Raw genomic sequence first — 22,523 nt, forward strand, 5'->3', positions numbered from 1 at the left:
TTTGAAAGAACTGGCTGCATCTTGTTCTGCAAATGTTGCTGCTATATCGTCAAGTGTGTCGGTCGTCACATCAAGCTCGATTCGCTGGAGGGAGCGATCATGACGACATCGTTGCCGTCGAAGGACATGTTGCTGGAGGCATGCGCCGGGGCTGTGGCGCTACCGCATCCGGTTCTGCAAGCCGCTTATGAGCTGGCCAGTTTGCATGAGGCTCGGATGGTCGCGGGGGAGGTGGGGGTGGTGCGGGAGATTGATTGTGCTCGTTATCGATTGGTGTGCGAGATCGATCGGTGGGTGGTGCGGGAGATGCCTCGGCCGTATGCGGCGGCGAGTTTGCATACCGAGACGCTGGGGATGGTGGTGGATCGGGTGGCACAGTTCTCGGTGGACGCCTACGCGGTGCTCACGCGGGAGGAGGGGGAGGGGCGGCTGCATCATGCCTGGAAGCGGCTGGCGGAGTTGTCGTTGGCTTACGGCGATTTGTCGTATGACCTTGCGGCGCGGACTCGTCGGCTGCCCGACTATGGCACTCCGCGCCCGGGGGATGACGCCCGGCATGGCGGGATTTGAGCCGGAACGGAAGGGGTGCGGCATGATCGGGATCTGGATGTACTTCTTCGTCGGCATGATCGCGGGCGGCGCGCTGGGGTGGGTGGCGAGCATGGCCGCCGCCCCCGGCCGGGTGTCGACCGGGGGCGACGGGTGGACGGTGGCAGCCATCGCGTCTCGCATCGAGCAGGAACGCGACAGCGGCATTCGTCAAACCCCTTGCACCCGTGCGCAAGAGCGTCGGCGCACGCACTCGCGGGGATACGGCCGTCAGGCCATGGCCGGGGCCGCGCCGATGTAGCGCTGCTCGGCGGGGGTGGTGACGAGTTGCGCGGTGGTTCGGGCGGCCGGGGTTTGGACGGTGACGGTGTGGGGGGCGTCGGGGTGTTGGACGATCGTGACGTCCGCGTCTGGTTGGTAGTGCTCGGGGATGGTTTCCAGGACTGTGACCACGGTGGCGGAGCCGGGGGGAGTGGTGGAGGGGACGCCGTCGAAGACGATGATGGTCGCGGCGGGGTGGGGGGCTCGGGCCATTGCTGTGCTGTGGCGGGCGCTTTGGGTTACCGAGGAGGCTAGGGAGAGGGCGTGGGGGGCACCGACATTGGCGATCATGCCCTGCCAGGCCCAGGGGCGGTTGGTGTGGACTACCGCGCCCGCGCCTAGGGCGATGGCTCGGAGGATCACCTGTTGGGCCAGGGGGAGGCCGGAGATGATGTCTATGCGACGGGAGCCGTCGCCGATGAGGGGGACGGCGATGCCTCGGCCGGTGGCGTCCGCGCCGATGAGCTGGCCGCAGCCCGCGGTGGGGACGGCGATGTCGGCGAGTGCGGAGAGGGGGCCTCGGTAGCCTGCAGCTTGGACCTCTTGGGCACCGAAGGAGAGTGTGTCGAGCAGGGCCCACATTTGGCGGCCGCCAAGCTCTTTCAGGCCGCGCACCGGCGGGGCTTCCAGAGCGGCGGGGGTGTCGTAGCGGACGCGGGCATCCACCTCGATAGTGTCGCGCGGCTTGTCGGCGCGGGGAGAGTCGTCGGTGGCCAGGCGCAGGCGCACGGAGACGGTGGTGGCCAGGCTGCGGGCCGCCCAGATCTCGGCCAGGCCATCGGCATTGAAGGATTCGGGCTGGATTTGGAAGCTCGTCAGGTGGATGCCGTTGTGCTCGAGCGACTTCTGGTTCTCGTCGAACTCCTCGAGCGGAATGCCGCGCGTCAGTTCGCGAGTGGCGGCGGTCATTTCGGCGGTGGTCAGCACCGAGGCGGTAATGCCCCGGGCCGCAAGACGATTGGCCACGCGGCGGGTGGCGATGATCGCGGAGCGTAGCGCGCCCTCGCCGCCGCCACCGCGATTGTCGACGGCCTCGGCATTGGCGAGCGGGTTCAGGCGCAGCACCAGCCACATGGTGCGGTGCGCGATAGCCGGTAGCGGGCCGAGGATTTCGTCATAGAGGCGGCCCAGCGGGGCGATGGATGCCGCATAGCCGGACAGGACGGCCTCGGTGCTGGCGGTGCGGGTACCGGTGCTGATCACATCGGCGGAATCCAGCGTCACATCGTATTGCCGTAGGCAGGAAGCGATTTCGGAGAGCGGGAGCACCTGATCGGTGCTCAGCGAGCCACGCCGCAGCAGGGTGAGCGTGTCCGGCGGCGGGTCGATGCGGAGCATGGTGGTGAGAAGTGTTCCGTCCCAGCGCACCCCGTAGCTGCCGCCCTCGGGCAGCGGGACGTCGAACTGGGTCGACTCGACGAAGTCGCGACTGCCGATCTGCCGCCAGCGGTAGGCGATCCAGCGCGCCAGGCGCAGGCCGAGCGGGACACCGCGCAGCGGGGCCAGACCGATCAGCGCGGGAACGAAACCCGCCACGGGCACGGCCCACCACGGCGCGACGAAGACCACGGCGAGCAGCGATGCGGCCACGCCGATCAAGGCGACCGGAATCACCAAGTTCAGCGGCAGCATTCGGAACAGCCACATTTCGTCCGCGCGCAATTCCGCGGGCGCTATGGTGCCACGTTCCGGCTGCGGCTCCGACTGCCGGGGATCCGGTCTCCGCGAATCGGACCGACGCGAATCGGGCCGACGGGAATCGGCCCGCCGCGGACCCACCCCCTGCGGATCCGGCTCACGCGAATCCGGCCCGCGAGAATGCCGCGGTCCCGGATCGCCAGGCGTAGGCGCTCCCGGGCGCGGCGGCGCATTCACGCCGGGGTGCCCATTCGGGAAGTCGTTCACAGGTTCCCCCTCAGTCGACGGCGGCGGATGCGAGGCCGAGCGAGGAGAGCATGGTGCTCAGCGCGGCCTTCATATCCGGTGCCTCGATCCGCATCAGCACCGATTCGTCGATCGCGCTCAGGTCGATCGACTCGTCATTGGCGAGGCGGAATTCCCGTTCCTCCTCGGCGGCTTCGATCAGGTTGCGGATGAAACGGCCATTACCGGCCATGTCCACGCCGCGCCGCGGTTGCCCGCTCTGATCGGTGCTCTCCAGGTCATAGAGCCGCTGACAGGTCTCCACCAGCAGCGCCAGCGCATCCTCGGACAGGTCCGAATCTCGCTTGTGCGAAATCACCTGGCCGATCTGGCCGAGCTCTTCCGCGGAGTAGGAAGGGAATTGCAGACGCTTGGCGAAGCGCGAGGCCAGACCGTCATTGGCGGCCAGGAAGCGGTCGATCTCACCGTCGTATCCGGCGATGATCACCACCAGCCGGTCGCGGTCGTTCTCCATCCGGGCCAGCAGCGTGTCCACCGCCTCGCGGCCGAACGCGTCACCGCCGGAAAGCCCGGTCTGGATCAGCGTGTACGCCTCGTCGATGAACAGCACGCCGTCCATGGCGGTATCGATGAGCGCCTCGGTCTTGATCGCCGTCGAACCCAGATGCTGGCCGACGAAATCGGAGCGCTTGGTCTCCACGACCTTGTCGGTTTTGAGAATGCCCAGGCCACAATAGATTTTGGCGACAACGCGGGCGATCGTGGTCTTACCGGTGCCGGGCGGTCCGGTGAAGGCCAGATGCTGACCGCGCGAGGAACTCGAAAGCCCCTTCTCCGCACGGATCTTCGCCATCTGCGCACTGGACTGCAGCTTGGCCACCTGCGTTTTCACCGCGGCCAAGCCGATCTGCTTATCCAGTTCGGCACGCGCCGCGGCCAGAATCTCCTTGGCGCGATCCTCGTGCTCGGCCTGCTGCTTCTCCTCCAGAGAGGGAGCCGACGCCGGATCCCACTTATCGGTGCGGGCCTCGATCACCTCCTTGGAGGTGACCGTGATGCGGAAGGTGCGGTCGCGCATGGCCGCGGTATTGGTGTCGAAATCCGGTGCCTGCGAATACACCTTCTCGAACAGCGCCTGCGCCTCGTCGGCATTGCCCATCTCGCGCAGGCATAGGCCGCGGCAGAACATGGCGGCGGTGCGGGCGGCCGGAATCGGGCCCGCCTCGGCCGCTTCCATGCGGCGAATCGCCTCACCGAACAGACCCAATTGCGCGCAGGCTGTGCCCACCATCACATGTGCGCCAGCGGCGAGATAGGGATCTTCCCACTGATCCGAGCGCGACAGAATGGTCATCACATCGGGCCAGCGCTGGGTGTTGTAGTGCATGATGCCGCGCACATAGGCGATGATGCGGCCGTCGACTTCGAAGTCCGGATCGCTCGCGCGTTCGCGCCGATGCTTCTCCAACTCGTCGAGCACCAGCTCGGCCTCGTCGAACTGCTTGTCGGCGATCAGATGTGACGCGTACGCCAACCAGATCTCGGTGAAACTGGCCAGCGGATAGTCGATATAGAGGCCGGGCAGAAAACGTCCGGCCAAGACCCGCGGCGGTAGCCCCAACCTGCGCTGTTCCCGGGCAAGCGAGGCGGTACTCGTCTTGTACAGGTTGTAGAGAACATCCTTGGTTACCTCACCAGCGACGGCCCGGCCGAGCCAGGCGTCGCACATGGTGGGATCCCATTCGGTCGCGCGCTGAAAGGCCAGCTTCGCGTACTCGAGGTCGCGGTTCGACTCTTGTCCGTCGATGCTCAACCCCAGTGACAGCACTCCCGCATCGAAGGCGCGTTGTGCCTGGCGAGTGTCGATCATCCTTGTCGAACCCCGAATTCGTTGAACCTGGTTAGTCTTTCGTTCATAATCCCCACCCGCCGCCGTGCGATCGCACCGACGGGGACAGTCGGATACATTATGGTTAACCGCCCTAGGCGGGCAACTGTTGAGAAGACAGGGAGCTGTTCAGCAAGTGACCGCACAGTCGCTCAGCGGCCTCGGAGCCGTTGAACCCGAATTGTGCCGCGTGTCCGTCATCGGGGGGAACACCCAGCTCGACGTCGGGTTGCCGGCAAACACGCCGATCGCCGCTTTCATCGACGATCTCGTGAAACTCATCGAATCTCGCAACCCGGATCCACTGGGTGGCGAGGAAGGGGGAACGCCGCTCCAACCGCAACATTGGACGCTGGCCAAGCTCGGCCGGGACATGATCCCGCCCAGCCAGACGCTCAATGACGCCGAGATCTATGACGGCGAACTGCTGGTGCTGCGCGCGGTCGCCGCGCGCGAGACGCCCGCGCTGTTCGACGACGTCATCGACGCCGTATCCCGGCTCACCGGTGAGGAATTCCGCGGCTGGTCGCCCGCCGCGGCCCGCTGGACCGGACTCGTCGCCGGAGCCTTCGCGGTGGTATTCGCGCTGCTGATGGGCTATATCTCCCGAAGCGGCGGAGACGATTACATCGCACCGGCGCTCTTCCTGGGCGGTGCGGTCGCGGCCATGGTGGCCGCCATGATCGCGGTGCGCAAGTACTCCGACGAGCTGACCGCGACAGTACTTACGCTGTGCATGCTGCTGCTGACATTCGGCGGTGCGGCCTTGGCGGTTCCGGGTGAGCTCGGCAGTCCGAACGCGCTGCTCGGCGCGACCGCGACCCTGCTGGTCGCCGTGATCGGATTCCGGATCATCGGTGCCGGAGCCGCGGTCGTCTCCACAATCGTCACGCTGGTCGTGCTCGCCGGTGTCGCCGCCGCGGTCCGCATGATCTGGGACGCCGACGTGCCGAAAATCGCTGCCGGAGTGCTGGTCGCGTCGATCCTCGTGCTGTCCATGGTCCCGCGCCTGGCCGCCATGCTGGCCCGCCTGCCCGTGCCGCCCGTGCCGACCGCGGGCGCGGCCATCGATCCGGCCGATCACGAACCACGGCCCACCATCGAGGGCATCGGCGCGATCGGTGCGACCGTGCTGCCCTCGGCGCACGGGCTCGGGCTGCGCGCCCGCATCGCCAATCAGTTCCAGACCGGCATCGTGCTCGGCAGCACCATAGGCGCGAGTCTCGGCGTGCTGTTCGCGGCCGATCCGATGGGCGCGGCCCGCTGGCAGGGGATGGCGCTGGCCGTGGTCGTCGCCATCATCCTGTGCCTGCGCGGTCGGTCCTTCGCCGATCTCATGCAGGCCGCCACACTGGTCGCCGGTGGCTGCGTCACCTTCGTGGGGTTGGCTGTTCTTTTGGCTCTGGGGGATTCAGACCTGCTGGTGGTCTCGACCGGACTGCTGCTCGCCTTCGCGGTGGGAGCGATCGGTTTCGGGGTCATCGGTCCGCACGTCGAGGTGACCCCGGTGACCCGGCGCTTCAACGAGATCTTCGAATACGGCTTGATCGTGTCGATCGTCCCGCTGGTGCTGTGGCTCATGGATGTCTACTCGATGGCGCGGAACATATGAGCCGGTTCTTTCGACAAGCACTGCCCGGAAACACCGCACGAGTTTTTTGCGCCGCGGCCGTTCTCGGCGTCGGCCTGTTCGGGACACCCGGACCCGCGAACGCCGGTGTCACCCAGCCGAATCCCGACCTCTCGGCCCTGGGGGAGGCGCAGGCGCTGAGCGGCAAGCCCGCACCGCTGGTCACCACCGAACAGCACGGAATCTGTGTCGAACCGCTGCTCAGCGGCTCCGCGCCGAAGGATGAACCGCTATCGCAGAAGGTGCTGAACCTGCCTGCGGCATGGCAATTCAGCCGGGGCGCGGGGCAGAAGGTCGCGGTCATCGACACCGGGGTGAGCAGGCATCCGCGCCTGGGCGCGCTGCAAGCCGGTGGGGACTACGTCTCCGACACCGACGGCACCGTCGACTGCGATGCGCACGGCACCTTCGTGGCGGGCATCATCGCCGCGCAGCCGAGCACCGACGATGCCTTCGTCGGCGTCGCACCGGATGCGGAGATCCTCGCCATCCGGCAGTACAGCGATGCCTACAAGGCCAAGGACAATAATGCGGAGAAGCCGAATGGCTCGCTCAGCAAAGAGGGCTACGGCCCCATGGTCACCCTCGCCGCGTCCGTGGTGCGCGCCGTGGACATGGGCGCGACGGTGATCAATATCTCCGAGGACGCCTGCGTCTCAGCCGGATCCGATGCGGGTGACGCCGCGGTCGGCGCGGCGGTCCGCTACGCCTACGAACGCAATGTCGTGGTGGTCGTCGCGGCCGGAAACGTGGACCAGAACAATGGTTGCGGGAATCAGAACGACGACAACAGCGCCATCGGCGACGGCAGTTGGAACAAGGTGAAGACCGTGGCCAGCCCGGCCTGGTTCAACCCGTACGTGCTGTCGGTCGCGTCGGTAGATTCCACCGGCGGGCCTTCGAACTTCACCCTGTACGGCCCGTGGGTCGGCGTCGCCGCCATCGGCACCAATATCGTTTCGCTGGACAGCAAGCCCGGCAATACCGGACTGGTGAACCGCTATGTCAGCGAGAAGGGCGCGCAGACCATCAATGGAACCAGTTTCGCCGCACCGTATGTGGCCGGACTGGCCGCGCTGGTCCGCGCCAAATTCCCGGAGATGACCGCACAGCAGGTGATGGACCGCATCACCCGCACCGCGCACGCGCCCGGTCCGGGCCGTGACGATCGAATCGGGCACGGCCTGATCGATCCGCTCGCCGCGCTGACCGCCCAACTGCCCGACAAACCGGTGAGCGAGGGCGCGGATACCCCGCGCGCCTTCCCCGAGCCGATCAAACCCGCGGGCCCCGCCCGCCTGCCCCGGCTCATCGCCGCCATCGGGTCCATCGTCTGCCTGTCCGCGCTGGGAATCGGTCTCGCCCTGTCGATTCCGTTCCGGCGCAAACGCCGCGACGACGAGCTACCCGACCTCGATTCGTAACGACCGGAGAATTACCCATGGCAACCGAAGGTTTCGTGCGTCGGCCCCGCATCGCGCCCCCGCGCGCGCCGGGCGGTGAACTGGCGCTCACCCCGCCGCCGGAAATCCCCAGGGCGGTACCGGCCAACCTGCTCAGCAAGCTGATGCCGGTGGTGATGGTCGTCGCCATGGTCGGCATGGTCGCCATGATGGCCATGATGGGGAAGTCGCTGCTGTCGAACCCCATGATGATGATGTTCCCGATGATGATGATCATGTCGATGGGCGGCATGCTCATGGGTCAGCGCAGCGGCAACAAGGGCGCGGCCGAGCTGAACGAGGAACGCAAGGACTACTTCCGGTACCTGGACCAGACCCGCCGCGAGGTGCGGCGCACCGCGCAGAAGCAGCTCGAGACGCTGGTGTGGAGCCATCCGGAACCGGCCGACCTGCCCTCGGTGGTCGGCACCCGGCGCATGTGGGAGCGCCGCCCGAACGATCCGGACTTCGGGCATGTGCGGGTCGGCATCGGCACACATCGACTGGCCGCCAAGCTCGCCCGGCCGGAGACCGGTCCGCTGGAGGATCTGGAGCCGGTGTCGACCGTGGCGCTCCGGCGGTTCGTGCGCACGCATTCCGTTGTGCACCACCTGCCTACGGCCGTCTCGCTGCGCGCCTTCCCCGCCATCAATGTCGAAGGGTCTCCCGAGGACGCGCGAATGCTGGTGCGCTCCATGCTGATGGGGCTCACCGCATTCCACGGCCCCGACCATGTGGCCGTCGCCATCGTCTGCTCCGATCCGGACTCCGAAGCGTGGGCCTGGGCGAAATGGCTACCGCACCTGCAACATACGAGCGAGCGCGACGGCATGGGCGCGGCGCGCATGATGTACGGCTCACTCGGTGAGCTGGAGACTTCGCTCGCCGACGATCTGCTCGAGCGCGGGCGGTTCATGCGCAATCCGCAACCGACCGCCGGGCGTGTGCATCTGGTCGTGGTCATCGACGACGGCTACGTCAATGGCACCGAGCGGCTGATCAGCGAATCCGGTTTGGACGCGGTCACGGTCATCGACCTCAGCGCGGCCGAGAACAGCCTGGCCGCGCGGCGTGGCCTGCAGCTCGTCGCCAATGGCGGCGATGTATTCGCCAAGAGTGCCGCGGGCACCGAGAAATTCGCGACCGCCGATCAGGTGACTCTCGCGGAGTCGGAGGCCTTCTCGCGCAACCTGGCCCGCTTCCGGATCGCCACCGCCGCCCAGATCGTCAGCCTCGGTGACAACACCTCCACCACCGACCCGGGTCTGATGGCGTTGCTCAAGATTCCGGATGCCGCGCAGATCGACGCCGCCAAGGTGTGGCGGCCGCGCTTCGGACGGGAACGACTGCGGGTGCCGATCGGCATCACCCCCGATGGCACGCCCGTCGAGGTCGATATCAAGGAATCCGCCGAGAACGGCATGGGCCCGCACGGGCTGTGCATCGGCGCGACCGGTTCCGGCAAGTCGGAATTCCTTCGCACCCTGATCCTTTCGATGGTCGCCACGCACTCGCCGGATCAGCTGAACCTGGTGCTGGTCGACTTCAAGGGTGGCGCGACCTTCCTCGGCATGGATCCGCTGCCGCACGTCGCGGCCGTCATCACCAACCTCGAGGAAGAGCTCGAGTTGGTCGACCGCATGCGTGACGCGCTGGCCGGTGAGATGAACCGCCGCCAGGAATTGCTGCGCACGGCAGGCAATTTCGCGAATGTCACCGACTACGAGAAGGCGCGCGCCGCGGGTGTGCCGCTGGATCCGCTACCCGCACTGTTCGTGGTCATCGACGAGTTCTCCGAACTGCTCTCGCAGAAGCCGGATTTCGCGGATCTGTTCGTCATGATCGGCCGCTTGGGCCGGTCGCTGCATGTGCACCTGCTGCTCGCCTCGCAGCGTCTGGAAGAGAACAAGATGCGCGGGCTGGACGCGCACCTGTCCTACCGGATCGGTCTGCGCACCTTCTCCGCCAATGAATCCCGCGCCGTGCTGGGTATCACCGACGCCTACCACCTGCCCGGTGTGCCCGGCTCCGGTTATCTGAAGAGCGATGCGTCGGATCCCTTGCGGTTCAACGCCACTTACGTGTCGGGGTCCTATGTCGCCCCGCGCGCCACCCGGCAGGCCGACGGCACCACCGTTGCCGAAGCGCCGCCGCGCGAGTTCACCGCCTCGACGGTGGAGCGGCTCGCGCTGCCCGAATCGGAGAACCCCTTCGATCCGCTGGATCTGCTGCCCCCGCCGCCGCCCGCGGCAGACGAAGGCATCCCGGACACGCTGCTGCAGGTCGTGGTGAAACGCCTTACCGGACACGGCCGTCCCGCCCACGAGGTGTGGTTGCCGCCGCTGGCGGAATCGCCGACCGTGGACATGCTGCTGCCGGACCCAGACTGGCGTTCGCCGGTCAATCGGCACGGGCAGCTGTGGATGCCGATCGGCATCGTCGACAAGCCGTACGAGCAGCGGCGTGACGTGCTCACCATCAATCTCGGTGGCGCGCAGGGCAATGTGGCGGTGGTCGGCGGTCCGCAGGCCGGTAAGTCCACCACGCTGCGCACCATCATCATGGCCGCGGCGGCCACGCATACGCCCGAACAGGTGCAGTTCTACGTCGTCGACCTCGGCGGTGGCTCCATGGCGGGCCTCAATGGACTCCCGCATGTCGGCTCGGTCGCGCCCAAGATGGACGTGGATCGGGTGCGGCGCACCATCTCCGAGCTCATCACCGTGCTGCGCCAGCGCGAGGAGCGCTTCGCGCAGCTCGGCATCGAATCCATGACCGAGTTCCGGCGGCGCAAGCACGCCGCGCTCGCCTCCGGCGCCACCGACGACCCGATCCTGGCCGACAAGTTCGGCGACGTATTCCTCGTGATCGACGGCTGGTTCGAATTCCGCGACGAGTTCGACGTGCTGGAGCCGATGGTCAACAGCATTGCCGCACAGGGCCTCTCGTACGGCATCCACCTCATTATCGGCGCGAAGCGCTGGCCCGAGATCAAGCCGGCCATGAAGGATATGATCGGCACCCGGATCGAACTGCGCCTCGGTGACCCCTCCGACTCGGAGATGGGCCGCCGGGTGGCGATGAACGTCCCGCAGAACCGGCCCGGCCGCGGTCTCACGGTGGAACAGCTGCACATGCTGATCGCCCAGCCGCGCTTGGACTCCGAGACCGATCCGCAGACCCTGGCCGAGGGCGTCAATGCGGCCAAGACCCAGCTGCAGGCCCTCTACGGCGGCCGCCGTGCCCCCGAGGTCCGCATGCTGCCCGCGAGCATGCCCCGCGAGGAAGTGCTCGCGGTGGCCCGCGCCCACGGCATCGTGCAGACCCGCACCAAGATCGTGGTCGGCATCGGCGAATCCGAATTGCAGCCGGTGGTCATGGATTTCGGCGCCGACCCGCACCTCATGGCCTTCGCCGATGTGGAATCCGGCAAGACCACGCTGCTGCGCAATATCATCAGCGGCATCGCGGAAAGCTCCAATGCCGACGAGGCCCGCGTCATCCTCATCGACTACCGCCGCACCCTGCTCGGTGCGCTGGAAGGCGATCAGCTGGCCGGATATTCGACCTCCTCGCAGACCTCCGGCGGGATGATCATGGAGGTGGTCAACTACCTCTCCAAGCGAATCCCCGGCTCGGACATCACCCCTCAGCAATTGCGTGAGCGCAGCTGGTGGAGCGGTCCCGAAATCTATGTCGTGATCGACGATTACGACATGGTCGCCACCGGCGGCCTGCAGAACCCGTTGGCCCCCTTGGTGGAACTGCTCCCGCAGGCCCGCGATATCGGCCTGCACGTGATCATCTCCCGCCGCATGGGTGGCGTCTCGCGTGCCCTCTACGATGGCGTCCTCGGCACCATGAAGAACATGTCGGTCTCGACCCTGCTCATGAGCGGCCCCAAGGACGAGGGCAAGCTCATCGGCGATATCCGCCCGATGAAGCTGCCCCCGGGCCGAGGCATCCTCTGGTCCCGCAACAACGGCGAGGAAATGATCCAGATCGCCGACCTCCCGCCGCTGTAGCGAGAGAGCGAACCAAGATCAAGGAGCTCTGGTGGTGGGAATCGGGCCTGATTCCCACCACCAGAGCTCCCTCACTCTCTAAGGCTGTCGGGCTAGGGGGAGTTGGGTGGTTGTGGCGGGGAGCCAGCTGGCGGTGGGCCTTTCGAAGAGGGCTCGGGAGGGGCCGGTGGCTTCGGGGCCCGCTATTCGGGCCAGGCTGAAACCTGCTCGGCGGTAGTAATCGTGCAGGGCCAGGTTGGTGGTCCAGGCGTCGAGGCGGACCCAGGTGCGATGGCGTTCGAGGGCGAGTTCGGCGGCATGGGCGAGAAGGGCGCCGCCTATGCCGTGCCCGGCGAAGCGGAGGTCGACGATCATGAAGTGGATGATCACGGCGTCGGCCAGTTCGCCGGGGGACCAGAGGTTCTCGTCGGCGCGGTCATTGATGGTGATGGTGCCCGCGGGGTCGCCATTGAATTCGGCTATCCAGGTCTCATTGTCGCGGACCGAGCGGGACGCGGACCGGATGAAGGTCTCGATGGGGAGGCCTCTCCCGGCCCGGGTCCACTGGTCGCTGCCGCGGGCCGCCAGCCAGTGGGTGCGTTGGAGCCGGAGCCGGGAGACGGTTCCGAGATCGGCTAGGCGGGCCTGACGGATCAGCGTTGTCATGGCGAACTGGGTAGCAGGGAATTCTCGAAGGAATGGGAATTGGCCGGTGGCAGCGGCGTGCCCAGGTTTTTGCGGATGATGTCGGTGCCGAGGGCGTCGCCCAGCTCGTAGGCCAGGCGATTGCGGGCGGCAGTGGAACGGTGTCGAGTCACACGCGTGATGCGTTCATGGTTCGCGCCGATGCGGAGGTGGTCGAGCAGCAGGGTGCCTGGACCGACGCCCAGGACGGCCGCCTCCTCGCCGGTCGCCGGGCGCGCCACCACCGTGTCCCGGTGCGCCGTCTCGGCGAATCCGCGGTCGGCGAGGCGGCGCGTGGTGCCCTCCGGAATGTCATGCGGGCAATCGATTCCAGTGGCCTCGGCAAGATCCCGCGGATAAAAGCTGACCTCCCACGACCACGGCTCATTGTCCAGATATTGCATGACGGTGCGAGAAACGACCCATTCGTCCTTTCCCACGCCGAGCCAATGCGCAACCTCCGGACTGGCCGGTTCCATCCGTGCGACGAATTGTTTGGATGGCTCGCGGCCGGCGGCACGCGCGATCTCCACGAAGATATCGTGCGACGCCCGGGGTCGGTCCCGCCGAATATGGTTGGTGACAACCGATTCCAGCACTTCCTGACTGCGCACAATGGTGCCGCGGGAAGTTGCTGTGTAGACCAGGTTTTCGGCGACCAGCAGCTGAATTGCGTTGCGGGCAGTGGTGATCGAGACCTGCATCTGATCGGCCAGCTCATTGTGGCTGGGTAGTCGATCGCCCGGTTTCCATTTGCCGGCGCGGATCTCCTCGCGGAGGAGGTCTGCGATCCGTTGATATCTCGGACCGTCCGCCATCTCGCTCCTCGGTTGTTGCTTCAAGGCACCGAAGTCTACTCCGGCGCTCGAACCGCCGTGTAAGGCTTGACAAGCGGTTTCCGAGGTTTATTGTAATGAACGTCCTGAATGCGGTGTTGATGTTCGTCGATGAACGCGAGGCAACGTGGCAGGTTCGGAGACAGCCAATACGGTCGTCGTGGCATTGCCCGACGTGTCCCCTCAGTATGCGGACATGTTGGAGGCACAGCCTCTAGCAACCGGTCTATTACCCCCCTCCGACCTACTCTTGCGCGCCTGCCGCGGTCACCGCGTCATAGGCGGACCCTTGCTGTGGTTCGCCCATGACTTGGCGGTGCTGCACGAGCGGCGCCTGGTAGGGCGGGGTGGCGTGGGCCCGGAGACCGAGGCGACCTCGATCATCGAAAACAAGCGCCGCCGAATCGAATTGGTCATGGCCATCGATGACTGGATCGTGCGCTCCGTCCCCCAGCACCGCCTGGGCGCGACGCTACACACCGAAACGGTCGGATCGGTCATCGACCGACTGGCCGAAGCCTCGGTCCGAGCCCACCGCGCGTTGATGACCCTTGACGCGAATGACGAAATGCTCCACGGCGCTTGGCACCATTTAGCCGAATTGTCCGACGCCTACGATGATCTCGTGCGCGACGTCCTCGCCGGACGGCGTCGCCTCCCCGCCTGGTAGACCCGAGCGGCCGGTCCGGGCACGAGGGTGGCCCGGACCCGCCGTTCGCCTCAGCGCAGCTTGCGCAGCTCGGCGATCATGGCCTTGGCGATTGATTCAGCTGTGTCACAGCGATTTTCGGGTCGACCGGCAACCCCATCAATATCGATCCTGGCGATTTCGGTCTTATCCCCGACGGCGCGGTGCAGGTAGTTGACGCGGCAGTAGAATGATTGCCCACTGCGGAATACCTGTACGCCATCGCCCAGCTCCACGACGTCGCCGGATCTGTAGCTCCTGGGGTCGTCCAACGTCATCTGAAGCTTGACCGCCGCGGCCCCCTGCCACGTGCACAAGTGTGCGGAGACCTCGCTTGGTGTCTCAGCGATCGGTCCGACCAAGTTGTTCAACAGATCTCGGGATAGCAGACCGCATACGTCAACTCCGGCGAGCGATGCGGTGTCGGTGCGCTGCGGCGGTGTGCTGCGAGTGGCCACCACACGAGCCAGCACTCGATCGGCGAAATCGCAGGTCTGCGCCTTCTCCATCGAAAGCAAAATTCCCCATCCCTGTTCTCCGGACAAGGAGACAGCCCGAGCGCAGCTGGGAGTGGAGTTGTAGGTCAATACCGGTAGTCCTGCCACAGCGGTGCCGGTGGCATGCATCCACTTGACGCTCGTGCCGGGGGAGAGGCCCATGGTCTGATCCCCCGCCTTCACTTGGCACCCCCATTCCTCGCTGGTTGTCCACTTCCAGGACGAAATATCTTCCGGCCAGCCAGAATTCGGCGGGTCCGACTCCTGGACCGCCGTCCGCAACCACGCACAGGCATCCGAGTTCCGCAAGGTACTCAGTGTGGGTTCGGCCTCCGAGGGTGTATGCGACTCGGTCAGCCGCATCCAGACCGCCCCGCCCGCTCCCAGTAGCGTCATCGTCAGCAGAACGATGAGCAGCGGGCGCACGATATGTGCCCGCCTCGATCGGGGGTTTCCGCCTGTCGATCGGGCCGGGAAATCGGTCCTCGACGTCGCCCCGGCGGCAATGAAATCCTTCGATGAGCTCATGCGGGTGGTGTCCGCGCTGCCGTAGGAAGCGATGAGCGCTTGGGTATTTCGTCCGATATCTGCCCGCAGCTCGGCAGGCCATACCGAGGCTGCACTGGGTAACGGCCCGAGGTAGTGCAGCAGCTGGGCGGGCGTCGGTCGCTGCTCGGGGCTTTTGTGCAGGCAGGCTGCGATCAGCTCGCGAAGTTCCGCCGGGACCGGCGACAGGTCGGGTTCCGTATGCACGATGCTGAACAGCGTGTAGGCCGTCGAGGGTGCCGCGAACGGGCTCCGCCCGGTCGAGGCCATCGTCAGCACTGTTCCCAGTGCGAAAATGTCGCTCGCGGGCGAAACCGGTTCGGACGACGCCTGTTCCGGCGACATGTACGCCGGAGATCCGATGGTCGTACCGGTCTCCGTCAGCTGCCCTGAACCCTCTACGAGGCGCGCGATTCCGAAATCGATCACGCGCGGCCCGTCCTCGGTCAGCAGGACATTGCCGGGCTTCAGATCCCGGTGCACCAGCCCGGCTCGGTGAATATCGGCCAGCGCCGCAGCCAGCCCGCCCGCAAGGGTGCGAACCGCCGGGACCGGAAGCGGTCCGTGGTCGGCGACCGCCTGATTCAGAGGGATACCAGAGACGAATACGCTTGCCAGCCAAGGTGTTCGGCAATCCAGGTCGAAATCGATCACCGGTGCGGTGAAAGCTCCCGATACCCGCATCCCGGCCGTCACCTCCCGGCGGAACCGAAGCCGGTACTCATGCCTGTCCAGCAGATGTGCGTGCACCTGCTTGATGGCAACCAAACGGCCGTCCGGGCCGACGCCGAGCAGCACCCTGCCCATGCCGCCGGAACCGAGCAGCCCCAGCACCCGATAGCGGCCGATCGACTGCGGCGCATCGGCCCCCACTGGCTGGACGGTCACGGCTTCGGCAGCTGAGGGATCACGGTCGCGAGCATGCGTCCGGCCTTGTCACAGGCATTCGGATGCACCGTGGCGTCCCGTATGGATACCTCCAACACTTCGGCCTTATCTCCCGTGGTCGGCCGTATCAGATACTTCAGATCGCAGTAGATTTTCTCCGACGACGTCTCGAAATACGCTGTGTAGGAACCCACCTGCATCGTGTGGTTGGCGGTGGTGCTGAGATTGCCGTCCGGGCGAGTGCGCTCGACCAATTGGACTGTCACATAGCCGTCGACGCCATCCACGTAACAACCGTGAGGCGTGAAGGTGCGCTTGGCCGGATCGCCCGCAATGCCCGCCACAAGCTTCAGGTCGACTACTGAACAGGGATCGATTCGCAGCGCGGAGGTCTGTGGGAGTTTACGCAGCGGTGCGTAATGGGTGAGCTGTCCGATGATCGCAACCAATCCCTGCTCGGCGACGGCGCAGGCATCAGCACCGTCGGTACTGCTTGCGGTCAATGACAAGCCGGTGCGCAGGCCTTCCTTGGTGGTGGTGATCGCGCGCTGGCACATTGTGCTGTCGAACTCTGTACCGATGATCGATGCCCAGCCTGCCGTCCTGCCGATCGGCTTCGATGAGGACAACGCATCGAGGGCGTATTCGATCTTCAGCTCGAACCGCACGGACTTGTTCGCGGAATCGGACACTCTTACAACGCAATCCGAATCCGAATCCAGATTGACCTCGCCGTTCCGTGTACCGAACTTGCCGACCACTGCGAGATCGAGCACCTTGCACACATCCAAGATCCGCCATTCCGTTGTGGTGAGTTCGAACGACGGGTCGGTCACCGGCTGAGGGTGCCCGGCGGCCCGTGCCCAGCGGCTCACGCCGACGAGCCCGCCGCCGAACATCAGCACGGTCACGACCGCCACCGCCAGCCACCGCAGCCGAGTACGCCGCCGAACTTCGAGCCGGTCCAGCACCTCCCGATTGTGGGTGTCCCGCTCGGCGGTCCGCACCCACCAGCCTGACTCGGCGCGATGAACATCGATTCGCGCCCGCACCGGCTCCGGCCAGCTCGGTTCGGCGGGAATCCGGCCCGCCAGCTCCAGCAGTTCCGGCGCTGTCGGACGTTGCGCCGGATCCTTCGCCAGGCATCCGTCCACCAGACCACGCACCGACGCCGGCACGGCGCTGGTGTCCGGGTTCGAATACTTGATGCTGTAGAGGATCTGCGGCGTGGATTCACCCAGGAATGGGTTTGCGCCGGTGGCGGCCTGGGCCAGCATCACCCCGACCGAGAACACATCCGCCGCAGTCGTCGGAGCCCGCCCCTCGGCCTGCTCCGGAGCCATGTACGCGGGCGACCCGAGGGCCGCCCCGGTGGCTGTGACCTGGGTGGCGGGGTCCGGTGCGTGGGCGATCCCGAAATCGATGACGCGCGGACCCTCGGGAGTCAGCAGCACATTGCCCGGTTTGAGGTCTCGATGAATCAGTCCCGCCCGGTGAATTTCGATCAGCGCCGCCGCAAGCCCGGTGGCCAGCAAACGCAGTCCGCCGAGGTCCATTGGACCGGATTCCCGCACCGCGGTCCCGAGGTCGGGCCCGTCTATGTATTCGGTTGCGAGCCAGGGCCGCTCGGATTCGACGTCACTGTCCACGACAGCGGCGGTGTACGCGCCGGTGAGATCCCGCCCGGCCGCCACCTCGCGCCGGAACCGTGTCAAGAACTCCCGATCATCGGCCAGATGACGGTGAATCTGCTTGACCGCCACCAATCTTCCCGCCGACGTGCGCGCCAGAAATACCCGGCCCATGCTGCCGCGGCCGATCACCGCGACCATGTGATTGGACCCGAGCCATTCCGGATCGCTCGAGCTCAGTGCGCGCACTACGAATCCCCCATGACCAGGTACTGAGCCGCCGCCAAGCGCCGCACATCGATGTCCACATTGCTGAATACCTGTGCGACATAAGGGCCGTGCGTGACAATGCACCGATAACGATGGGCCTTGTCGGAATGAGGATCAGGACGTTTCGCTTGTGCACACGTGATGCCGGACTGGCCTGCGACCCCATTGATCGGTGCGTAGTCCGGGTTGTCGGTTTCCGCCAGATGTTTGGTGTACTCGATCGCTGCGGTGGGATCACGTAGTCGGAACAGATGCTTGTCATAGGCCACCGCGATGGCCGTGATTCCATACCGGGAGAACGTGTCGAAACTGGTTGCGGGACGGCCCAACAGCGCCGAATACGGATGCGGGCCGTACACGGCGAAATCCCAGGCGTCCGGCGTGGGATCTCCGGTCCGCACCACATGAGTCAACAGCTGATCCGAATCGAGCGTGAGCTTGGCCAACTCGGCAGCGGGGGTCGGGACGAAATCCGCCAGCAGAGCGACTTGCCGCTGAAAGGCCCGGGTCACCAGGTCCACCATTCGGCCCAGGTCCGGGTCGGGGCGTTGCGTGTACATGCGGATCACCAGGGTCCGCCACGGCATGACACTGCCCATGGTCGGTATGCCGGGTCGCCAATGACTCAGCGCGCCGGGAAGAGCGTCCAAGGCAACCGGAACATTGTCGGTGCTCTGCTCGAAATCGACTCGATCCATCTCGGCGGCCGCCGCCGTGGCCGTCTGCTCATCGGGGAACGAGACAATGGACGCCGCCAGCAGCGTCGCCCTCGAATCATCGCTCTGGACAGGCATGTTCGCGGCGATAGCACCGAACCCGGCCACCGCGTTGTAGCGATCCGCGGCGTCGGCGGTCACAGCGGACATCACGTTGTTTTTCAAGCCCCGGAACCCGGCACTGACGCCGCCGCCGCGACCGGTCGTCAGCTCCGAATCAACCTCGCTGGCATAGAGAATGTGCTCGCCCAGCCTGAGCGATTCCACCAGAATGCCGCGCGAACGACTCGGCTGCCCGTCATAGTCGGCGCTGCCGCGCGCGGTCGGGTAGGAGCCGTAATCCGGTGTACCAGAATCATTCCCGCCGCAGCCTGCGGTCACCATCAGCATCGCCGCCCCGAACAAGGCTACGAAGACGCCAGAAAACCTGGAACGCATCCGTCCCTCCCGGTCCCTCCCGAAGCGCTCCACGCGACAATACCGCCGGATCACCCATCAGGCGGGGTGATCCGGCGGAGATGCTCTGTGCGGAGGGGAGGGGCTAGACCAGGCTGCGCTCGGCCACGATGGCGGCGGCTGCGCGGCGGCCCATGCGGATCGCGCCGTCGACGTGCTGGAAGCCGTGTCCTGCCAGGTCGGAGCAGGAGAAGTGGATCGGGCCGACGGGGTCGCGGTGGTCATGGCCGTAGCGGGTCATGCCGCCCAGGTCGAAGCTGACGCCGTAGGCGCCGCGCGTCCATTCCTCTGCGCCCCAGTCGGATTCGTAGTAGACGACCGGGTTGGCGGCTTCGGGGCCCAGGTAGCGGACGAGGCAGTCGAGGACGGCCTTCTTGCGTTCGGCCGGGGCCATATCGAAGACGGCGTCGGCTTGTTCGTGGGCGATGAAGCCGACCATCGCGCCGTTGGGGGCGTCGTGGTTGGTGTTGTCGTAGACCTCGGAGACGAAGTCGGTGTCGCTGAAACCGGTGCCGGACAGGCCCTTCGCGCGCCAGAAGGGGGTTTCGTAGACGGCGTGGACCTTGACCACGAAGCCCATCGACATGTGCTGGTGCATCTGCTGGCGGCGGCGCGGGAGCGGGGGGTCGAAGCTGATGCAGGAGTACAGGTTCGGCGGGACGGCCAGGATTACTCGGGCGGCGTGGACCTCGAGGTCGCCGTCGGCGATGACGGTGACGCCGGTCTCCGACCAGATGACCTTGCGGACGGGCGAATTCAGGTGGACGTCGTCGCCGATGGCGGCGGCCATGCGCTGGGAGACCTGCTGCATGCCGCCGATGACTCGCTTGTCGAGCATGAAGGAGTCGGTGGCGAGTGCGGTGTAGGAACCTTGGGCGGCGGCCATGTGCAGCGCTTGCAGGGTGGAGAAGGTGTGGGCGGGCTTGGTCAGCATGGCTCCGGATACGAAGAACGCCACCGTTTCCCGCGCGTACTCGTTCTCGGACTGCCGCTCCAGCCAGATGCTGAACGGAACCGAATCCAGTTCGGCGGCAAGGGGATGCGCCCACGGCTGCTCGGCGCCGACCTCGGTGGCCAGGCCGTCGAGCAGCTGGATCAGGCGGTCGATCTCCGCGGCGGTCTCGGCGGGCGCGGGGAACACATCGCCGGTGAATTGCTGGCGGGTGCCGTCGGCGGCCAGGTATACCGACTCGCCCTCGCGGTAGCGGGAGAAGGTCTTCAGGCCGAGTTCCTCGACGAGTCCCAAGGCGGCGGTGTGGTGCGGGGACAGCCACTGGCCGCCGATCTCGATCAGCGCGCCCTCGATATCGCCGGTCCAGGTGCGTCCGCCGACTCGATCGCGAGCCTCCAGTACGGCCACGGTCAGGCCGGACTTGCGCAGTTCGGTGGCGGCGGTCAGGCCGGACGGCCCGGCGCCGACAATGACGACGTCGCGAGTGATGACAGGCACGAGAACTCCTTGCTGAGCATCGAGTCTTCTTGGGGATAACTCGAGGATTGCTGTTTCTAGTATGTGTGTGCGCCAGGGAACATGCCCGCGACAATCTGGCAAAGCGGTCGGCCCCTCATTCGCCACTCCGGCGTGCCGACCGATTCGTCAGAGCCGGGGCATCGGCTCGTTCTGGGTAATGCAGTGAATGCCCCCGCCACGGGCGAAGATCTCCCGGGCGTTGACCGTCACAACGGCCCGGCCGGGATACACCTCGGCCAGCACGGCAGCGGCCTCGGCGTCATTGCGGTCGTCGAAGCCACACAGGATCACCGCGTCATTGCACACGTAATGATTGATGTAGCTGTAATCGACGAAACCCTCCTCGTCCCGCAACGTGCGCGGGGCGGGTACCGGAACGACCTCGAAAGGCTTTCCGGCGGAGTCGGTTTCGTCGGCGAGCATGCGCATGAGCTCTCGGCTCAACGCATGATCGGGATGCTCAGGATCACGCTGATCGTGCACCAGGACCACGCCCGGCGCGGGCAGCGCCGCGACGATATCGGAGTGACCGCGCGTGCCGAACCGCTGCGAATCCCGCCACAGCCCGCGCGGCAGCCAGATCACCGTGTCGACGCCGATCGTGCGCCGCAGCTCGGCTTCCACATCAGCCCTGGTCAGACCGGGATTACGGTAGGGGTCCAACTGCACGGTCTCGGTGACGATGACCGTCCCGGCCCCGTCCACCTGAATTCCGCCGCCCTCATTGATCAGCGGCGAATCCACGACCGGTACCGCGGCCGCCGTGGCGACGGCCTTCGCGATCAGCTGATCGTTGTCCCAACGGGCCCAATCCTGTTGGCCCCAGCCATTGAACACCCAGTCAACCGCAGCGACCGCACCGTCCTCGCCATGCACGAACGTCGGACCGATATCGCGCATCCAGGCATCATCCAGTGGTGCTTCGACAATCTCGACCGCACTCGACAAGCAACTACGGGCAGCGGCCACATCGGCCGGATCGACAATCATGCTGACCGGCTCGAACTCGGCGACGGCATGAGCGACCGCCGTCCACGCCGCCCGCGCCTCGGTCACGGCCTCCGGAGTCGCGGTGATCTCCGACCCGGCGGGCGGGAACGCCATCCAAGTCCGTCGATGCGGCTCGCGCTCAGCGGGCATGCGCCACGTCATCACGGCCGCCCGAACGGGTGCTCGTGATCCACCGGCGCGGTCAGCCGGGCATACGTATCGGGACGGCGAGTGTCCAGGAACGGGAACAGTTCCAGCCAATCGCGGCGCTGATCCAGATCCAGATCGGCCACCAGCACGGCGAATTCGTCGCGCGGGGCCTGCACCAGGATTCGGCCGTACGGGTCGGAAATGAATGACGAGCCGTAGAAGTTGATCTCGCCCTCATCGCCGAAACGGTTGGGCACCACCATGAATGTGCCGCTGGTAATGCCATTGCCGACGATCACGTGCTGCCACAGCGGCTGGGTGTCGAAGGCCGGGAAGGACGGTTCGGAGCCGATGGCGGTCGGGTAGACGATCAGGTCCGCCCCGGCCAGCGAGTACAGCCGGGCCACCTCCGGAAACCATTCGTCCCAGCAGGTCGGCATGCCGATGCGGACATCACCGAGGTCCGGGTGCGCGTGCGGCCGGTAGGACTCCTCGTTCGCCGGGCCCGCGCGGAAGTAGGTGTCCTCGTAGTATCCGGCGCTGATCGGAATGTGCAGCTTGCGGGTGCGACCGACCAGTTCTCCGGTGGGGGACACCAGGATCGCGGTATTGAAGCCCAGCCCATCGCCTTGATCGGCGCCCTCGTACAGCGAGGCGTGCACGAACACGCCATGCTCGATGGCCGCCTTCGCCGCGAACGTGAAGGTGGGTCCGGTCGCCAGGTCTTCGGCATCGGCGCACGGGTTCTCCCCGCCGCGCACGAACGCCGGGTACTGACTCAGGGTGATCTCCGGCAGGAACACGGCCTTGGCCCCGAGTTCGGCCGCCTTGGCGATGCCCGCGCTCAACTCGGCGCGCAGGGCGTCGCCATCGGCCTGCCACCGATGCTGGACCAGGGCCACACGCAGCGGCGGGCGGACTCGATCGGCGACTCGGGCGTGCGAGACGGGCGGTTCGAAACAAGTGACGACATGCATGATTA

16 protein-coding genes are annotated in these 22,523 nt (G+C 66.2%); 6 read left to right on the forward strand and 10 right to left on the reverse strand.

Going from position 1 to position 22,523, the window contains the following annotated elements:
* Window positions 1-99 precede the first annotated feature (99 nt).
* Both AB0N05_RS22095 and AB0N05_RS22100 read left to right on the forward strand, forming a co-directional pair.
* Window positions 100-570, forward strand: a complete 471-nt coding sequence (locus AB0N05_RS22095; protein WP_364697225.1) for a DUF4254 domain-containing protein — start codon at window positions 100-102, stop codon at window positions 568-570.
* A gap of 22 nt (window positions 571-592) precedes the next feature.
* On the forward strand, window positions 593-850 hold the full coding sequence (locus AB0N05_RS22100; protein WP_364697228.1) for a hypothetical protein: 258 nt from the start codon (window positions 593-595) through the stop codon (window positions 848-850).
* Here the strand turns inward: AB0N05_RS22100 and eccE are convergent.
* Window positions 820-2,502, reverse strand: coding sequence for a type VII secretion protein EccE (eccE, locus tag AB0N05_RS22105; protein ID WP_364697231.1), 1,683 nt, complete (start codon window positions 2,500-2,502; stop codon window positions 820-822). The two genes, AB0N05_RS22100 and eccE, sit on opposite strands and share 31 nt — an antisense overlap.
* 283 nt (window positions 2,503-2,785) lie before the next feature.
* Entirely contained in the window at window positions 2,786-4,624 is a 1,839-nt protein-coding gene (eccA, locus tag AB0N05_RS22110; RefSeq protein WP_364697234.1) for a type VII secretion AAA-ATPase EccA, read from the reverse strand.
* 154 nt (window positions 4,625-4,778) lie between these two features.
* On the opposite strand from eccA, the gene eccD reads away from it, so the two are divergent.
* The 3 genes from eccD to eccCa are packed head-to-tail and all read left to right on the forward strand — an operon-like array spanning window position 4,779 to window position 11,739.
* Window positions 4,779-6,254, forward strand: coding sequence for a type VII secretion integral membrane protein EccD (gene eccD / locus AB0N05_RS22115; RefSeq protein WP_364697237.1), 1,476 nt, complete (start codon window positions 4,779-4,781; stop codon window positions 6,252-6,254).
* Entirely contained in the window at window positions 6,251-7,696 is a 1,446-nt protein-coding gene (mycP, locus tag AB0N05_RS22120) for a type VII secretion-associated serine protease mycosin (RefSeq protein WP_364697240.1), read from the forward strand. Before eccD ends, mycP begins: the two co-directional genes overlap by 4 nt.
* 17 nt (window positions 7,697-7,713) lie before the next feature.
* Window positions 7,714-11,739, forward strand: a complete 4,026-nt coding sequence (eccCa, locus tag AB0N05_RS22125; protein ID WP_364697243.1) for a type VII secretion protein EccCa — start codon at window positions 7,714-7,716, stop codon at window positions 11,737-11,739.
* 78 nt (window positions 11,740-11,817) lie between these two features.
* Here eccCa and AB0N05_RS22130 read toward each other — a convergent pair whose 3' ends face one another.
* On the reverse strand, window positions 11,818-12,384 hold the full coding sequence (locus tag AB0N05_RS22130) for a GNAT family N-acetyltransferase (protein ID WP_364697246.1): 567 nt from the start codon (window positions 12,382-12,384) through the stop codon (window positions 11,818-11,820).
* The gene (locus tag AB0N05_RS22135) at window positions 12,381-13,220 is read right to left on the reverse strand and encodes a GntR family transcriptional regulator (RefSeq protein WP_364697249.1); all 840 of its coding nucleotides are present in this window, start codon (window positions 13,218-13,220) and stop codon (window positions 12,381-12,383) included. Before AB0N05_RS22135 ends, AB0N05_RS22130 begins: the two co-directional genes overlap by 4 nt.
* A gap of 307 nt (window positions 13,221-13,527) precedes the next feature.
* On the opposite strand from AB0N05_RS22135, the gene AB0N05_RS22140 reads away from it, so the two are divergent.
* Window positions 13,528-13,908 (forward strand): DUF4254 domain-containing protein, encoded by a 381-nt coding sequence (locus tag AB0N05_RS22140; RefSeq protein ID WP_364697252.1) that lies wholly within the window; start codon window positions 13,528-13,530, stop codon window positions 13,906-13,908.
* Between the two features lie 50 nt (window positions 13,909-13,958).
* Here AB0N05_RS22140 and AB0N05_RS22145 read toward each other — a convergent pair whose 3' ends face one another.
* The 6 genes from AB0N05_RS22145 to AB0N05_RS22170 form a co-directional block, all read right to left on the reverse strand.
* Window positions 13,959-15,857 (reverse strand): serine/threonine-protein kinase, encoded by a 1,899-nt coding sequence (locus tag AB0N05_RS22145; protein WP_364697255.1) that lies wholly within the window; start codon window positions 15,855-15,857, stop codon window positions 13,959-13,961.
* A complete protein-coding gene (locus AB0N05_RS22150; RefSeq protein ID WP_364697258.1) occupies window positions 15,854-17,737 on the reverse strand; it encodes a protein kinase in 1,884 nt (627 codons plus the stop codon). The genes AB0N05_RS22145 and AB0N05_RS22150 overlap by 4 nt, the downstream gene beginning before the upstream one ends.
* Window positions 17,737-18,912, reverse strand: a complete 1,176-nt coding sequence (locus AB0N05_RS22155) for a hypothetical protein (RefSeq protein ID WP_364697261.1) — start codon at window positions 18,910-18,912, stop codon at window positions 17,737-17,739. The genes AB0N05_RS22150 and AB0N05_RS22155 overlap by 1 nt, the downstream gene beginning before the upstream one ends.
* A gap of 103 nt (window positions 18,913-19,015) precedes the next feature.
* Window positions 19,016-20,380, reverse strand: a complete 1,365-nt coding sequence (locus AB0N05_RS22160; RefSeq protein WP_364697264.1) for an NAD(P)/FAD-dependent oxidoreductase — start codon at window positions 20,378-20,380, stop codon at window positions 19,016-19,018.
* A 147-nt stretch (window positions 20,381-20,527) separates the two neighbouring features.
* Window positions 20,528-21,553 (reverse strand): agmatine deiminase family protein, encoded by a 1,026-nt coding sequence (locus tag AB0N05_RS22165; RefSeq protein WP_364697267.1) that lies wholly within the window; start codon window positions 21,551-21,553, stop codon window positions 20,528-20,530.
* A complete protein-coding gene (locus tag AB0N05_RS22170; RefSeq protein ID WP_364697270.1) occupies window positions 21,553-22,518 on the reverse strand; it encodes a nitrilase-related carbon-nitrogen hydrolase in 966 nt (321 codons plus the stop codon). Before AB0N05_RS22170 ends, AB0N05_RS22165 begins: the two co-directional genes overlap by 1 nt.
* Window positions 22,519-22,523: the final 5 nt, after the last annotated feature.

This window comes from Nocardia sp. NPDC051030, assembly GCF_040683015.1.
Lineage (GTDB): Bacteria > Actinomycetota > Actinomycetes > Mycobacteriales > Mycobacteriaceae > Nocardia.